General features: G+C 61.9%; 18 protein-coding genes. 11 read left to right on the top strand and 7 right to left on the bottom strand.

All coding sequences use genetic code 11. The features are described 5' to 3' along the window. The first annotated feature begins 115 nt into the window (after positions 1–115). From LOY70_RS07490 to LOY70_RS07510, 5 genes are all read left to right on the top strand, one after another. Positions 116–1765 (top strand): phosphoethanolamine transferase, encoded by a 1650-nt coding sequence (locus tag LOY70_RS07490; protein WP_265035120.1) that lies wholly within the window; start codon positions 116–118, stop codon positions 1763–1765. 69 nt (positions 1766–1834) lie between these two features. After that, positions 1835–2476, top strand: a complete 642-nt coding sequence (locus LOY70_RS07495; RefSeq protein ID WP_123342281.1) for a class I SAM-dependent methyltransferase — start codon at positions 1835–1837, stop codon at positions 2474–2476. 121 nt (positions 2477–2597) lie between these two features. Beyond that, positions 2598–3731: a ribonuclease D gene (gene rnd / locus LOY70_RS07500; protein WP_025212386.1), complete on the top strand. Its 1134-nt coding sequence runs from the start codon at positions 2598–2600 to the stop codon at positions 3729–3731. Further along, positions 3728–4021 carry a YcgL domain-containing protein gene (locus tag LOY70_RS07505; protein ID WP_265035125.1) on the top strand — a complete coding sequence of 98 codons (294 nt, stop codon included), beginning with the start codon at positions 3728–3730 and terminating at the stop codon, positions 4019–4021. The genes rnd and LOY70_RS07505 overlap by 4 nt, the downstream gene beginning before the upstream one ends. A gap of 121 nt (positions 4022–4142) precedes the next feature. Beyond that, the gene (locus LOY70_RS07510) at positions 4143–5075 is read left to right on the top strand and encodes a D-2-hydroxyacid dehydrogenase (protein WP_265035127.1); all 933 of its coding nucleotides are present in this window, start codon (positions 4143–4145) and stop codon (positions 5073–5075) included. 201 nt (positions 5076–5276) lie between these two features. On the opposite strand, the gene LOY70_RS07515 is transcribed toward LOY70_RS07510, so the two are convergent. After that, positions 5277–5870 carry a nitroreductase family protein gene (locus LOY70_RS07515; RefSeq protein ID WP_123342279.1) on the bottom strand — a complete coding sequence of 198 codons (594 nt, stop codon included), beginning with the start codon at positions 5868–5870 and terminating at the stop codon, positions 5277–5279. A 160-nt stretch (positions 5871–6030) separates the two neighbouring features. Between LOY70_RS07515 and LOY70_RS07520 the strand changes: the two genes are divergently transcribed. Together LOY70_RS07520 and LOY70_RS07525 are read left to right on the top strand one after the other, a co-directional pair. Further along, the gene (locus LOY70_RS07520) at positions 6031–6480 is read left to right on the top strand and encodes a YcgN family cysteine cluster protein (RefSeq protein ID WP_123342278.1); all 450 of its coding nucleotides are present in this window, start codon (positions 6031–6033) and stop codon (positions 6478–6480) included. 32 nt (positions 6481–6512) lie between these two features. Beyond that, entirely contained in the window at positions 6513–7742 is a 1230-nt protein-coding gene (locus LOY70_RS07525) for a hypothetical protein (RefSeq protein ID WP_265035130.1), read from the top strand. Between the two features lie 129 nt (positions 7743–7871). On the opposite strand, the gene LOY70_RS07530 is transcribed toward LOY70_RS07525, so the two are convergent. From LOY70_RS07530 to LOY70_RS07545, 4 genes are all read right to left on the bottom strand, one after another. Continuing rightward, positions 7872–8249 (bottom strand): DUF2892 domain-containing protein, encoded by a 378-nt coding sequence (locus LOY70_RS07530; protein ID WP_123342276.1) that lies wholly within the window; start codon positions 8247–8249, stop codon positions 7872–7874. Between the two features lie 76 nt (positions 8250–8325). Next, positions 8326–8796: an RNA methyltransferase gene (locus tag LOY70_RS07535; protein ID WP_003198862.1), complete on the bottom strand. Its 471-nt coding sequence runs from the start codon at positions 8794–8796 to the stop codon at positions 8326–8328. Between the two features lie 275 nt (positions 8797–9071). Further along, complete coding sequence (locus LOY70_RS07540; protein ID WP_025212393.1) at positions 9072–9446, bottom strand: YajD family HNH nuclease; 375 nt, start codon at positions 9444–9446, stop codon at positions 9072–9074. Positions 9447–9495: 49 nt separating this feature from the next. Beyond that, positions 9496–10182: a spermidine synthase gene (locus tag LOY70_RS07545; RefSeq protein ID WP_265035138.1), complete on the bottom strand. Its 687-nt coding sequence runs from the start codon at positions 10180–10182 to the stop codon at positions 9496–9498. 75 nt (positions 10183–10257) lie between these two features. Here LOY70_RS07545 and LOY70_RS07550 point away from each other — a divergent pair, with 75 nt between their 5' ends. After that, the gene (locus tag LOY70_RS07550) at positions 10258–10545 is read left to right on the top strand and encodes a hypothetical protein (protein ID WP_123414726.1); all 288 of its coding nucleotides are present in this window, start codon (positions 10258–10260) and stop codon (positions 10543–10545) included. Between the two features lie 124 nt (positions 10546–10669). On the opposite strand, the gene LOY70_RS07555 is transcribed toward LOY70_RS07550, so the two are convergent. After that, on the bottom strand, positions 10670–11143 hold the full coding sequence (locus LOY70_RS07555) for a cyclic nucleotide-binding domain-containing protein (RefSeq protein ID WP_003198869.1): 474 nt from the start codon (positions 11141–11143) through the stop codon (positions 10670–10672). A gap of 208 nt (positions 11144–11351) precedes the next feature. After that, a complete protein-coding gene (locus LOY70_RS07560; protein ID WP_265035143.1) occupies positions 11352–13406 on the bottom strand; it encodes a S9 family peptidase in 2055 nt (684 codons plus the stop codon). A 156-nt stretch (positions 13407–13562) separates the two neighbouring features. On the opposite strand from LOY70_RS07560, the gene LOY70_RS07565 reads away from it, so the two are divergent. The 3 genes from LOY70_RS07565 to LOY70_RS07575 are packed head-to-tail and all read left to right on the top strand — an operon-like array spanning position 13563 to position 15425. Beyond that, complete coding sequence (locus LOY70_RS07565; protein WP_123342273.1) at positions 13563–14060, top strand: MFS transporter; 498 nt, start codon at positions 13563–13565, stop codon at positions 14058–14060. A gap of 33 nt (positions 14061–14093) precedes the next feature. Continuing rightward, complete coding sequence (locus LOY70_RS07570; RefSeq protein ID WP_123342272.1) at positions 14094–14870, top strand: class II glutamine amidotransferase; 777 nt, start codon at positions 14094–14096, stop codon at positions 14868–14870. Positions 14871–14882: 12 nt separating this feature from the next. Beyond that, positions 14883–15425, top strand: coding sequence for a DUF2937 family protein (locus LOY70_RS07575; RefSeq protein ID WP_025212399.1), 543 nt, complete (start codon positions 14883–14885; stop codon positions 15423–15425). The last annotated feature ends 137 nt before the right edge of the window (positions 15426–15562 follow it).

Here is a 15562-nt window from a genome sequence, read left to right on the forward strand (position 1 = left end):
ACGAAAAATTGATGGTGGACTGCCTAGAGTTTGTGGTGCCGTAGGGAACGATTTTTTCACATTCACTTCGGCGCCGCTTATTCAAAGAGTAACTTCCAGGAAACCGTCAACCATCATGCTGACTATTAAAGCCGTGCGCCCCGAGTGGGTGACGCTGGCCGCGAGTGCCTTCTTATTAGTGGGTTTCAACGTCATTCTCTGGCAACACTTGCTCACGATTACGGCGACTGACGGTCGGGGCCTGCTGTTGTGCGTGGCGTTTGGCGTGATGGTGTTCGGTGTGTTCAACCTGGTGCTGACGCTGGTGGCGTTCCGTCCGCTGCTCAAGCCGTTGTTGATGCTGCTGTTTTTGATCAGTGCCGGCGTGGCCTATTTCATGGCCCAGTATGGCGTGCTGATCGATGCCGGCATGTTGCGTAACTTTGCGGAAACCAATGCCACGGAAGTCCGTGATCTGTTATCGCTGAAGTTATTTGCCTACCTCGGGCTACTGGGGGTATTGCCGTCCTGGTTATTGTTCAAGACCCCCATCAAGTATCGTCGCTGGCCCAAAGAGTTGTTAAGTAAGTTAGTTGTCGGTGTGGCCACGGCGACAATCATTGGCGTGGTTGCCCTGGCCAATTACCAGGGCTTGTCTTCGTTGTTTCGTAACCACCACGAGTTGCACTTGATGGTGGTGCCGAGCAACTACATTGGTGCCTCGATCGGCTACTTGCGCGAGCAGGTCGCGTCGGCCAAGCAACCGTTCATCCCGCTGGGCGAGGATGCGGTGCGCAACCCCGTCTGGCAAAGCCACGCCCGCAAATCCCTGACCGTGCTGGTGGTGGGGGAGAGCGCCCGTGCCGAGAACTTCGGCATCCTCGGTTACAACCGCGATACCACCCCGACATTGGACAAAGAGGCCGGCCTGATCGCCTTCACCGATGTGCATTCCTGCGGCACCGAAACCGCCGTGTCGGTGCCGTGCATGTTTTCCAACATGGGGCGCAAGAACTATGACGCCAGCAAGGCCAGGAATGAGGAGGGCCTGCTGGATGTGCTCAAGCGTGCCGGCCTGGAGGTGATCTGGCGTGATAACCAATCCGGCTGCAAGGGCACCTGCGATCGCGTCACTTTGCAGGACGTGAGCAATCTCAAGGATCCAACCCTGTGTGCCAGCAGCGAATGCCGTGACGAAATCCTGCTTCAGGGGCTGCAACATTTCATCGACACCCTCGACAAGGATACGGTGCTGGTATTGCACCAGATGGGCAGCCACGGTCCGGAATATTTCAAGCGCTATCCCAAGGAGTACGAGCATTTCACTCCGGTGTGTGAAAGCAACGCACTGAACAATTGCAGCCGCGAGAGCATCGTCAATGGCTACGACAACACGCTGGTGTACACCGATCATGTGCTGTCGACCCTGATCGACTTGCTGCGGGCCAATCAGGACAAGGTCGACACCGCCATGCTCTACCTGTCGGACCACGGCGAATCCCTGGGCGAATACAACCTGTTCCTCCACGGCACGCCCTACATGCTTGCTCCGGAGCAACAGAAGCATGTGGCAATGTTGGCCTGGTTTTCCGACAGCTATCAGAAGTCTTTCTCGGTCGATACCCATTGCCTGCAACTGAGTCGGGAAAAGCCTTTGAGCCAGGACAACCTGTTTCATTCGATGCTCGGGCTGCTGGAAGTCAACAGCAAGGTCTACAACCCGGACCTGGACTTGTTCGCCAACTGTCGCGGTGCGGTGATCGACGGTGTGTTGGCCCGGGAATAATTGCCTACACCTTTTTTTCACGCATGGCCGTTTAAGCTGTCGTCCATTCATTCTCCAAGAGCCGTTTGTATGTCCGGGCGTCCCCCTTCCACCGTCGAGCTTGAGTTCGCCAGGCAGCACGACCAGGAGCATGCGCAAGTCTGCTGCCAGCCGGCGCCGCGCCGCCTGCGCCTGGCGTTCTGGCGTGACGAGCAAATGGTGCGCAATGCCCTGAAAGTGGCCGGTGAGCCGGGGCTGGTGCTGGATGTGGCGTGTGGGGCGGGGCGGTTCTGGCCGGTGCTGGCCGAGCATGCCAACCGGGTGATCCTGGCAGCGGACCCTTCGCCGGACATGCTTGAGCACGCGCTCACCCACCATGGCGGCGCGTTGCTCGAGCGGGTCAAGACGTTCCCGAGTTCGGCATTCACCCTCGGGCTGTCGGCCAACGCGGTGGATTGTATTTTTTGTCTGCAACTGTTTCGCCACATCAGCGCCAGTGAGCATCGCCTGGCGTTGTTGCGTGAATTTCATCGGGTCAGTCGCGACACTGTGATCGTGTCGGTTCAGATCGAAGGACGCCTTAAAATCGGCCAGGCGCCGCAACGCCACCTGGCCGGCAAGGCTGACGTTGAGGCCGAATTCCGTCAGGCCGGTTTTACCGTGCTGTGGTATCAGGATTTCCTGCCCGGTTTTGCCCTGACACGGGTTTATGTACTGCGTAAGACCAGTTAAGTTCGGATGTAGGACTATTCTTGCGTTTGCGCAGGCAATTTCTCACAGGCTCCCGCTCTATGGATGCTCGCAATCGCCGGCGGCGATATATACTGCGCGCCATTCTTCAAGGGAGAGCCGTGTGGCCATCGATATTCACTGGATTCGCGACAACGATAGCCTCGGTCAGTTTTGCGCCGAATGGCAGCAGTTGCCCTTCGTCGCCCTCGACACCGAATTCATGCGGGTCGACACCTTCTACCCCATTGCCGGTTTGCTGCAGATCGGCGACGGCAAGCGTGCCTACCTGATCGACCCCTTGACCATCGACAACTGGCAGCCCCTGGCCGCACTGCTGGAAAACCCGGCGGTGCTCAAGGTGCTGCACGCCTGCAGCGAAGACCTTGAGGTCCTGCTGCGCCTGACGGGCAGCCTGCCCGCGCCACTGTTCGATACTCAACTGGCCGCCGCCTACCTGAACCTGGGTTTTTCCATGGGTTACTCGCGGTTGGTGCAGTCAGTGCTGGGGATCGAATTGCCCAAGGGCGAGACCCGCTCCGACTGGTTGCAGCGGCCCCTGTCCGAGACGCAGATCAGCTACGCGGCTGAAGATGCGGTGCATCTGGCGGAAGTGTTCGTGCAACTGCGCCCGAAGCTTTCCGACGAACGATTCACCTGGGTCCTGGAGGATGGCGCCGAACTGGTGGCCAACCTGCGTCGCGAAGTCGACCCCTATGAGGTGTACCGCGAGGCCAAGCTGGCCTGGAAACTGTCCCGTGCCCAACTGGCTGTGCTGCGCGAGCTGTGCGCCTGGCGCGAGCGAGAGGCGCGGGCCCGTGACTTGCCGCGCAATCGCATCATCCGCGAGCACTCGCTATGGCCCCTGGCCCGCACGCAGCCGGATAACCTCGGCGCGCTGGCGAAAATCGAAGACATGCACCCACGTACCGTACGCCAGGACGGCGAGTTTCTGTTGGACCTGATCCAGCGCGCCGCCAGCGTGCCGCCCGAACAATGGCCGCCCGCCGTGGCGGAGCCGTTGCCCATCGAGGCCTCGGCGCTGGTCAAGCGTCTGCGGGCGCTGGGGCAGGCTGAAGCCGAGCGCCTGGGGATTGCCCCGGAGCTGATGCTGCGCAAGAAAACCCTCGAAGCGCTGATCAAGAGTGGCTTCCCCGAGGGCCCATACCAATTGCCCGATTCGCTGCGTGGCTGGCGCCGCGAATTGATGGGCCAGGCGCTGCTCGACAGCCTGGCCACTGCCGGAGAACAGCCTTGAAACGTATCTGCTCCATCTACCGAAGCTCGAAGAAAAGCGAGATGTACTTGTATGTGCTCAAGAGCGATGCCTTGAAGCGTGTGCCCGAGCCTCTGATGGCGGCCTTTGGCAAGGCGATCCATGCCTTTGACCTGGTCCTGAGCCCCGAGCGAGCGCTGTCCCGGGAGGACATCGACAAAGTGCTGGAGAACCTCGACACCCAGGGTTATCACCTGCAGATGCCACCGGCCGAAGACGAGTACATCGAACATTTGCCCGAAGAGTTGCTGCGACGCAACGACCCGGTCTGACGATCTCCTGGCCCCCGTCCTGGGGGCTCTTGAAACACTGGAATGATTTATTGGCGATGACCGCCTGGATGGAGCGACACTCTGTCGGCGGTTGTCTGCATCGTTTTTGAAAGGTTGATTCATGCGCGTTCTGATTGCCGAACACGACCACGTGGTGTATGCCCAGCTGCTGCGCCAGGCTGCCCCCGATCTCGAAGTCCTGACCAGCGGCGACTCCGCTGAATTGTCGCGACTGGCCGCCGACTGTCCGGTCTGGCTTGGCCAGCCGGATCTGCTGGCCACCCTGCTGCGTCAAGGCCATCACCCCCACTGGCTGCAATCGACCTGGGCGGGCATCACGCCGCTGCTGGCCGAGGGCTTGACGCGTAATTACCGCCTGACCCGTGCCGTGGGTATTTTTGGCCAGGTCATGGCCGAGTACGTGCTCACTTACATGCTCGGCCACGAGCGTGAGGTGCTGGCGCGATTGGTCAGCCAGGTGGAGCGCAAGTGGGACAACCGCCAGGGACAAGGCCTGGCCGGGCGCAAGGTGCTGATCGTCGGGACCGGCGATATTGGCCAGTGCGTGGCGCAGTTCCTGGTACCGTTTGGCGTGCAGTTGTATGGCATTGCCAGCGAGGCCCGGGAGCTGGCGCCTTTCATCGAGGTCGGGACGTTGGAGGATCTGCCACGCTTGGTGGGCGAGGTGGATTACGTCATCAACCTGCTGCCCAACACGCCCAATACCCATGACGTGTATGACGCGGCGTTGTTCAAGCAATTCAAGCCAAGCGGACTGTTCATCAATGTCGGACGCGGCGTGGCCGTGGTGGATGCGGATCTGGTGCAGGCCTTGAAGGATGGGCACCTGGCCGGGGCGGTGATCGACGTTTGCCGCCAGGAGCCACTGCCGCAGCGTCACCCATTCTGGACTGCCTGGGGCCTGCTATTGACCGGCCATAGCTCGGCGCCGACATCGCCGACGATGATGGTGCAGTTGTTCCTGGAAAACCTGCGGGCCTATCAGGCCGGTGAGGCGCTACGCGGGGAAGTGGATTTCAACCGGGGCTACTGAGGCCCGGATTCAGTGTGGGGCTGAGCTTGCTTCCACAGTGGGTTTTCAGTGGTCACAAAAAAATGTGTTCGCCACAGATCAAAATGTGGGAGCGAGCTTGCTCGCGATGGCGTCATGTCAGTCGACATCAAAGTGACTGACCTGAAGCCATCGCGAGCAAGCTCGCTCCCACAGTGGATCTTCAGCGGTCAAAAAATAGGGTTACAGGGTGAAGTCGCCCTCAGCCACCAGTTCGCTCAACGGTCGGCGTGGGCTTGGGGTTTCGCGGGCCTGGAGGTAGTCGGCCAGGGTGGATTTGTCCCCCAGCTTGCCAATCGCCACGGCGGCGTGCAGCGCATAACCTTCCGGGATCTTCAGTTCCTTGCGAGTCAGTTCCTGGTCGAAACCGGCCATGCCGTGGGTGTGCCAGCCGCTGAGGCTGGCTTGCAGCGCCAGGTGGCCCCAGGCCGCGCCGGTGTCGAAGGTGTGGGACTGCGCCGGGGTTTCCTCGGTGGCGCCGGGCACCGCAAAGGTGGTTTTCGACACGATGATCACCAACGCCGAGGCGTGCTGGGCCCAGCTGCGGTTGAATTCATTGAGCAGGCCCAGGAAGCGCTCCCAGTTTGGCGTGTCGCGGCGCGCATACAGGAAACGCCAGGGTTGCGAGTTGTAGGCCGACGGGGCCCAGCGCGCGGCTTCGAAAAAGCCCAGCAGGGTTTCTTCGGCGATGTTCTCGCCGGTAAAGGCACGGGGCGACCAGCGTTCGATGAACTGAGGATGAATGGCGTAATCGGCGATGCGAGGATTGGCGCTCATGGGCTTACCTGACTGGGTTCGGGAAGATGAATGAAGCAACCTACGTCCCGACGTCCAGCCTGGCAAGCCCCTGCCTACCGACAGTCGCCAATGCTTGGCCTGGCGAGGTCCCGGCACTAGACTGTCGGCCTTTTCACCACCTGATGTTGATGCTTGAGCCATGGCCGCCAAAGTCGAACCGTTCTGGATACGCAAAACCCTCGATCAGCTCGATCCGCAGGAATGGGAATCGCTGTGCGACGGATGTGGCCTGTGCTGCCTGCAAAAGCTCGAAGACGAAGACGACAACAGCGTCTACTACACGCGCATCGCCTGCAAACTGCTGGACCTGAAAACCTGCCAGTGCACCAATTACCCCAACCGTCGCGATTTCGTTCCCGATTGCATCCAGCTCACGGCGGGCAAGGCCGATGAGTTCAAATGGCTGCCACCGACCTGCGGTTATCGGCTGGTCAGCGAGGGCAAGGATTTGCCGCTATGGCATCACCTGGTCTGCGGCGACCGCGACGCCGTGCACCACGAACGTATTTCCCAGTCCGGGCGGATGCTGGCCGAAGGCAGCGTGCCGGAAGAGGATTGGGAAGATCATCTGATTTTCCGCGCCGGCTGAGCCGCCGGGCATCGCGCTACCAGGGAGAACCCATGGCTGCAGGATTGAAACGGATGCTGGCGGCCGGGCTGCTGGTGGTATGCGGGCCGCTGTGGGCGGCGCAGAAAGTCGATCTGGATTATCACGTGCACCTGTTGCCGCAGAGCGACCAGGCCGAAGTGCGCCTGACCCTGGCGCGGGGTTCGGCGGTACGCAGCCTGGATTTCGACCTGGGTGACGGCAGCCGCTACAGCGACTTCAAGGCTGACGGCCAATGGCAGCTCAGCCCTGGCAAACAAGCGCGTGGTGTCTGGCGCCCGGCCGCTGACAAGGCGAGCCTGAGCTACCGGGTACGCATCAGCCATGCGCGCAAGACGGGCACCTACGAAACCCGCATGACCCCGAACTGGGCCTTGCTGCGCGGCGACGATCTGGTGCCGTCGGCCAAGCTCGATCAGCAGGACGGCGTCGAACTGGTTGCCCGGCTGGAAGTGGAGTTGCCCGAAGGCTGGAAAAGCATCGAGACCCCCTGGCCGCGCATCGGCAAGCAACGCTTTCGCATCGACAACCCCTCGCGTCTGTTCGACCGCCCCACGGGCTGGATGCTCGCCGGCAAGCTTGGCAGCCGCCGTACGCGCCTGGGAGAGACCGAGGTGACGGTGGCTTCGCCTCGGGGCCAGGGCATGCGCCGGATGGACGTGTTGACGCTGCTGACGTTCGTCTGGCCGCAGGTGCAAGCGGTGGTGCCGCGCCATCCTGCCAAGCTGCTGATTGTCGGCGCGGGTGACCCGTTGTGGCGGGGTGCCCAGGCCGGGCATGACTCGATTTACCTGCACAGCCGTCCGCCGCTGGTCAGCGAGCGGGGCAGCAGCCCATTGTTGCGCGAGTTGGTGCAGGCGCTGGCGCGTGTCAAGGATCATGATCGCAGCGACTGGATCAGCGAGGGTCTGACCGAGTACTACGCTGTCGAGCTGCTACGCCGCGCTGGCGGCATGAGCGATGAGCGCTATCAGGCCCTCAATGACCGGCTCGCCCGGGACAGCAAGGGTGTCACGACCTTGCGCGGCGAGCAGATCAGCCCGGCGACGGTGGCCAAGGCGGTGTTGCTGCTGCAGGAACTGGACCGCGAGATTCGCCTGAAAACCCGTAACAAGCGTTCGCTGGATGATGTGTTGCAGGGGGCGATGCGGCTGGAAACGGTCGACACCCAGGAGTTTGTGCAGCTCAGTGAAAGCATCCTGGGGGCCGGCTCTACGGTGCTGGATACCCGGTTACTTCAGTGACGCCGCTATCGCGAGCAAGCTCGCTCCCACATTGATCGATGTCGTACACAAACAGTGTGTCCACCAAAGATCCAGTGTGGGAGCGAGCTTGCTCGCGAAGGGGCCATCAGGCCCACCGCACCTATCCGATCAGAGCCCAGCCTTCGGCGACACCAGCGAATCATTCCCGGTCACCGTCGCCGTGCCAGTCGCCGCTTCGGCATTGGTCTTCAGGCGGCTCAGCTCATCGCCGGCCTGTTCGATGCGGGCGCGGGCGTTCTGCAGGTTCTGACGGTTCTTTTCCAGCAAGCTCTTGGCCGAACAATGCCCAGTGATGCCCCGGGCCAGGGCCATGCCGCCGATAGCCAACTGAGCCAGACCGATCACACCGCCGCGACGCAAGCCCTTGCCCATCATCAGCACACCGCCAGCCAGTGAGCCAATACGTTCCCAACCATGCACGTTTTGCGGCGGATGAGATTGGAAAGGGGTGCTCTCAATCGGCTCGAACGGATTGTTATCGCTCATGATCTGTCTCCAGTATGGGGTTGGTATAAAACTGACTGCCCGAGCGATTGCCTTGTTCAATCGAGTTTTGCACCGATCAGCGGAATTGCGGCCCCGAGCGGGTGTTGTTGCCTTTGGCCATGCGGTCGTACAGCACGACGTTGACCGTGGCGGCCAGGTTCATGCAGCCGGTGGTGGGGATGTACACCACGTCTTCGCACCAGTCGCGAATGTCTTTGTCCAGCGAGCCGTCTTCGGGGCCGAAGATGTACAGCGCCCGGTCCGGATGCGTGTATTCCGGCAGCGGGCGGGCGCCTTCCACCAGTTCCACGGCCACCGGCACACAGCCCAGGGGCAGGATTTTCTTCAGGTCGTCGATGCCGATCAGCGGAATGTCGTAGTGGACTTTCTTGGTGTCGGTGACGAAGTCGGCGGCGCGTTCATAGCGTTTGCCGGTGTAAAACACCGAGGCCACGCCGTAGCAACCGGCGGCACGCATGACCGAACCGACGTTTTCCGGTGACTTGGGGTTGAACAGACCGATGCAGCTGTAGCGTTTGTTGGCCACGGGCGGGGTGCCTTTGGGGAAAAGGCGCGATTATACGGGGAATGGGGGAGGGTGGTCAGTTTCGCTGATTGGTGGTGAAGGGGCGATCGCCATCGCGAGCAAGCTCGCTCCCACACTGGCTTCCCGGTGTTTACAAGACCCTGTGGCGAGGGGATTTATCCCCGCTGGGTTGCGAAGCAGCCCCGATATCTCACTGCCACCGCGCGCTGTCAGACCGAATGCAGGGGGCCGCTGCGCAGCCCAGCGGGGATAAATCCCCTCGCCACAATGGCAGGCTACTCGTCTTTCTTCATCAACCCGGCCAACGCCGCAAACGGGTTGTGCGTGGCCTTGGCGATTTTCGGCGTGCTCAGCGAGCCCTCGCCGAAATATTGCTGGTCGGTGTAGCGCGAGTGTTCGTTGTCGTGGCAGTACAGGCACAGCAGTTCCCAGTTGGAACCGTCCTGCGGGTTGTTATCGTGGTTGTGGTCGCGGTGGTGAACGGTCAGTTCGCTCAGGCGCTTGCCGGAAAACTCACGGGCGCAGCGACCGCAGACATGGGGGTACATTTTCAGGGCCTTGTCGCGGTAGCCCATTTCCCGATCACGCTGGGCGTCGGCGAGGATGCGGTCCAGCTTGGCAGTGTTGGACGGTGGCGTTGACGAACTCATGGGTTCACCTTTGTAAATAAAGACTGATGACGGTTGGGTACAGTTTAGCTTAGCCCTTGAGTTTCTCGGCAATCCAGATGGTGTGGCGGGTGCCTTTGTTGCCGTGGGCGAACACTTGCACTTCTTCGGCTTTGAAGCCGGCTTTCTTCAGCTTGTCGGAAAACTGCCGGTCAGCGCTGGCCGACCACACCGCCAGCACGCCCTTGGGCCGCAGGGCCTTGGCGCACGCTGCCAGGCCACCGGCCGAATACAGCCAACTGTTGGCTTTCTGGGTCAGGCCTTCCGGGCCGTTGTCGACGTCCAGCATGATGGCGTCGAAACCCTGGGGCTCGGCTTGCAGCACCTTGGCCACGTCTTCCATGCGGATCACCGTGCGCGGGTCCGACAGCGGTCGCCCGGCCTTTTCACCGAGGGGGCCGCGGTTCCACTCCACCACACCGGGGACCAGTTCGGCCACCACCACTTCCGCAGTCTTGCCCAGATGCTTGAGCGCCGAGGCGAGGGTAAAGCCCATGCCGAGGCCGCCGATCAGCACGCGCGAGCGGGGCCGGCCGGCGACCTTGCGGCAGGGAATCTCCGCCAGGGCGTCTTCGGAACCGTGCATGCGGGTGTTCATCAGCTGCCCACCATCACCGCCCTGGATCTTGATAACGAAGTCTTCGCCGTACTCGAACAGGCACAGGGCACCGCCGTTGTCAGGGATGGGGGTGGTGTCGAGCAGAACGAAACGTTTCATGGAAATCTCGTGAGAGGGGGCAAACCGGCGCGGTAAGGACTAGCCTGAAGACAGACAATAGCCACGGAGCCATTGATGAAGTGCATCATTCTAACGGCCATTGCCCTGGCGGCGCTCTCGATAAGTTCGGCGCAGGCCCAGCAACCGACGATTCCGGTAAGCCCGGCGTCCATTCCCGGCTCGCCCGGCACGGCCACACCCATGCCATACCCGCCGGTCACGCCCAACGGGGTGCCCAAGCCAGGCCCCGGAAGCGGTGGGCCGCCGTTGTTGCCACCGATTGAAATGCCCAAGCCGCCCAAGGACCAGCCGATACCGGGCATGGAGCCGAATCCGCCGAAGGCCAAGCCGCCGGGGGGGTAAATCGACAAGACGACGCAATAACCTGTGGGAGCGAGCTTGCTCGCGATAGCGGTGTGTCAGTCAACTTCAGTGCTGGCTGATCCGCCGTCATCGCGAGCAAGCTCGCTCCCACAGGTATTGGCTGTCAGACCTGCTGCGACAGCAACTGCCCATCGGCCATGCGCAGGCGCTTGGACAGGGAGACGGCGAGGGCGCGGATGATCTTGGCGGCGATCTTCGGGGCGTCGTTGAGCATTTTCTCCAGGGAGTCCTTGCCCAGGTTCAGCAACTGGCAATCACTGGCGGCGATGCAACTGGCCGAGCGTCGCTCGCCATCGAGCACCGCCATTTCGCCGAACGCCCGGCCACTGCGCAGCGTGGCGATGGTCACGGGTTGGCCGTCGGGGCCGGTTTTCTGCACGGCCACTTGCCCGGTGTGGATGATGCACATGAAGCTGCCGGCATCGCCCTCGCGGAAAATCGCTTCGCCCGCGGCGATGGCGCTGATGCTGAAGTAGCCCGACGCCGCAGCGAAGTCGACAGGCAGCAATTGGTCGAACAGACCGCAGTCCATCAGCCAGTCGCGGATTTCTTTGTTCAGTAAGGTCGGTTCTGACATGTCGTCACGGTCTTTTTCTTGTGTCTGTTGCGTGTTCGGATTGAAGAAGATCCCTTGTGGGAGCGAGCTTGCTCGCGATGGCGTCGGATCAGCCAGCACTGAAGTTGACTGACACATCGCTATCGCGAGCAAGCTCGCTCCCACATTGGATGGGGTTACATCAGCGCTTGGCGCATGGAGCTAAGACCCGACCGCCCCACAGAGTTCCTCAGCCCAACCCCAAAACCTTCAAAACAAATGCATATTCGAGCGCTACGTCACGCAACCCCTGGTAGCGCCCGCTCATTCCACCGTGGCCGGCGCCCAGTTCGGTCTTGAGCAGCAAGGGGTTGTCATCGGTCTTGGTGGCCCGCAACTTCGCCACCCACTTGGCTGCTTCCCAATACTGCACGCGACTGTCGTTGTAGCCGGCGATCACCAGCAGCGCCGGGTACGCCTGGGCGCTGACGTTTTCGTACGGGGCGTAGGCCCGGATCCGATCATAAACGTCCGGCTCCTGCGGGTTGCCCCATTCGTCGTATTCGGTGACGGTCAAGGGCAGGTCCGGGTCGAGCATGGTGTTAAGGACATCGACGAACGGCACTTCGGCAATCGCGACCTTGAACAGCTCCGGACGTTGATTGAGCACCGCGCCGATCAACAAGCCACCGGCGCTGCCGCCGCTGATCGCCAGCTGCTCGGCGGTGGTGAAACCCTGGGCGATCAAATGCTCGGCGCAGGCGATGAAGTCGCTGAACGTGTTGTGTTTGTGTTCCTGCTTGCCGGCGCGGTACCAGGCTTCCCCCAATTCACCGCCACCGCGCACGTGGGCGATGGCAAACGCCACGCCACGGTCGAGCAGGCTCAGGCGCGCGTGGGAAAACCACGGGTCGAGGCTTTCGCCATAGGCACCGTAGCCGTACAGGTACAGTGGCACCGGCTGGCCGAGGGACTCGCGCTTGACCACCAGGCTGATGGGCACCTGCGTACCGTCCGGTGCCGTCGCCCACAGCCGCTGGCTGACGTAGGCATCGGCGTCGAACGGGCCCAGCACCGGGGTTTGCTTGAGGACGACCTGTTCGCCGCTGGCCAGGTCCAGCTGGCGGATCTGCGCCGGGCGGTTCAGCGCCTCGTAGCGTAGGCGAATGCGCTCGCTGACGAATTCCAGGCTGTTTTGCACATGCAGGCTGTAGGCCGCGTCCGGCAATTGCACCCGATACGCCGGCAAGCCCTGTGGATGAACTTCGATGATCGGCAGGCCGCCTTCACGTAGGCTCAAGGTCATGGCCCCGGCGTTCAGGCTCAAGCCGTCGATCATCACGGTGTCGCTGTGGGGGATCAGGTTCTGCCAGTCGGCTTCGGTCGGCACCACGCCCGTATCGGCGGCCTGGTACAAGGCGAAGTTGATGCCGTCGCGGTTACTGCGGATCAGCCACGTCCATTGGCCGTCGAGCAGGCCGTGATCGACATCGTATTCGTGGTCTTCCCGCCGTGGCGCCAGGCAGGTAAAAGGCTGTTGCGGCTGCGTGGCGTCCAGTACCCAGACTTCACTGGTGGTCTTGCTGCCCAGGGACAGGATCAGTTGCCGCTCGGAGCTGGAACGGTAGCAATGCAGGAAAAAACGCCCGTCCGGCTCGTGGAACACTTCTTCGGCGGCGGTGCCATCGAGGCGATAGCGCCAGAGTTTGTGCGGGCGATGGGTCTCGTCCAGCTCACCGAAAAACAGCGTCAGGCTGTCATTGGCCCAGGTCATGCTGCCGTCGCAATTCTCGAAGGACAGTTCACTGACCTTCTCATTGGACAATTCCTTCACGAACAGCGTGTAAATCTCGTCGCCCGTGGTGTCCAGGCTGTAGGCCAGGCGCTGGTGGTCGGGACTGATGCTGAACGCGCCAAGAGAAAAGAAACCGCCGCCGGCCAATTCGTTCGGGTCCAGCAGCAGCTGTTCGCGGTGCTCGTCCACGGTCAGGCTGTCGTCGGCCGGGCGCGGGCAGCGGTAATGGCGCGGGTATTCGTCACCGGCCGTGGTGCGGGTGTAATACAGGTACGGGCCCCAGGGCGAGGGCAGGGACAGGTCGGTCTCGAGGATTCGGCCCTTGATCTCCTGGAACAGGGTTTCGCGCAGTTCGGCCTGGTCGGCGAGTTGCGCCTCCTGATAGCTGTTTTCCGCCTTGAGGTAGTCGAGCACGGCGTCGGTGTCGCGCTCCTGCAGCCAGGCGTAGGGGTCAACACCGGCGTCCCTGTGGGCAATCGGGGCGTTGGAAACGTGGGCAGATAGGGACATGAAAGGCTCTCGAACAGTGTACGAAAAAGGGACCAGCGGCCGGCGTGGTTAGTTCTGTCAGGCAAGCGAACTCGCCACACAAGCCACTCGGCAGACGCCGGGGCAGCCTGACGAGCGAAAAGCCGTTACTATAAGCGCCTCTTTGCCTGCCTTGCCATGGACACCATGACCGAGAACGACTATCTGATTGCCTGGGGCCTCTACGCCTTCGCCGCCCTGGGCTGCCTGCTGGTATGGATGCGCATGACCCGCTGGATGTGGCGCTGGTTGCGCGAGCCGCTGCGGCTGTTGATGGCGGTGCTGCTGTTCAGCCCCACCATTGTTGATCCAGTCAAGGAAAAGGTCGCCCCGGCCCTGGCCATTGTGGCCTTGGACGTGTTGTTCAAGGTGGGCAACAACGTCTGGCGGGCAGCGTCGGACCTGCTCATGTACGGCATGATCGCCTTCGGCCTCTACTTGGTTGTCGTGCTGATCCGCTTCCCCATCGAGCGCGCCTCCAACGCTCGCAAGGAGCGGGCTGCCGCGGCAAAAGCGGCCGCTGCCGCCGATGAGCCCGAGGATGAACCACCGTTCGGTGTGGCCGGTGATGATCGTTATGGTCGCCCGCCGGTGCCGAGCAATCCCCAGCGTTCGCGTATCGAGCCGCGGCTGTAAACCAAGCCTGCCCATTCAAGCGAGAGTTCGAGCATGTGTGAGTTACTGGGCATGAGTGCCAATGTGCCGACCGACATCGTGTTCAGCTTCACCGGGTTGATGCAGCGCGGCGGCAAGACCGGGCCGCACCGGGACGGCTGGGGCATCGCGTTCTATGAGGGCCGAGGCCTGCGCCTGTTCCAGGACCCGGCCGCCAGCAGCGAGTCGGAAGTGGCGAACCTGGTGCAGCGTTATCCGATCAAGAGCGAAGTGGTGATCGGGCACATCCGCCAGGCCAATGTCGGCAAGGTCTGTCTGTCCAACACCCACCCGTTCGTGCGTGAGTTGTGGGGCCGCAACTGGTGTTTTGCCCACAACGGCCAACTCGCCGATTTCCACCCAGAGGTCAGCTTCTACCGCCCGGTGGGCGACACCGACAGTGAAGCGGCGTTCTGCGATGTGCTCAACCGCGTGCGTCAGGCTTTCCCGGAGCCGGTGGAGGTGGAGCAATTGCTCCCTTCGTTGATTGAGGCCTGCGCCGAATACCGCAGCAAAGGCGTGTTCAATTGTTTGTTGAGCGATGGCGACTGGCTGTTCTGCTACTGCTCGACCAAACTCGCCCAGATCACCCGTCGCGCCCCGTTTGGCCCGGCGCGGCTCAAGGATGTGGACGTGATCGTCGATTTCCAGGCCGAAACCACGCCCAACGACGTGGTCACGGTCATCGCCACCGAACCCTTGACCGAAAACGAAACCTGGACCCGTTACGAACCGGGCCAATGGAGCCTGTGGCGACGCGGCGAATGCGTCAGCCACGGCCAGACCGAATAAGGACGTCACGTTATGTTGCTCAGTTATCTCCGGCTGGTGTTGTTCGCAGTGGGCCTGTTGGTGGGGGTCCAGGTACCGGGCTTCGTCAGCGATTACGCCAAGCGGGTCGAGGCGCACTTGATCGAGGCGCAAACCGGCCTGCAAGGTTTCCAGGGCACCGCCAACCAGTTTTTCAAGGGTGACATGCAGGCCCTGGTAGCCCATTACCGCGCCAGCGAAGACCCGATCTTTCGCAGCGATGCCGACAGCCTGAACACCTTGCTGGTTCGCCAGCAGGCCCTGGACAAACAGTTCCAGGCGATGCAAGGCCCGTGGTACATCCGTTTGCTGCAAGTGGCGCTGGCCGCCGATCCGGATATCCGCAAGGAAACCTGGAACGGCTATAGCTACCAGATCCTGCTGACCCCCGAGGCCATGATCTGGGGCATCAGCGGGGCCCTGCTGCTGTCGTTTGGCCTGGAGTGCCTGTTCCGCTTGATCGACTGGGTGGTACTGGGCGGCAAGCGCCTGCGCCAGAGCCGGCCGATTGAAGAGCGGGATTTGCGCGGGTTGTAGCCAACAATGGTCTTGCTGTTGTGGCGAGGGGATTTATCCCCGCTGGGGCGCGAAGCGCCCCCTTACAAGGCCACCACATATGTCAGGCGGATCATTTCTATTGCTGCATTGGGGGCTGCTTCGCAGCCCAGCGGGGA

The sequence above is a fragment of the Pseudomonas sp. B21-054 genome, from assembly GCF_026016345.1.
Taxonomy (GTDB): domain Bacteria; phylum Pseudomonadota; class Gammaproteobacteria; order Pseudomonadales; family Pseudomonadaceae; genus Aquipseudomonas.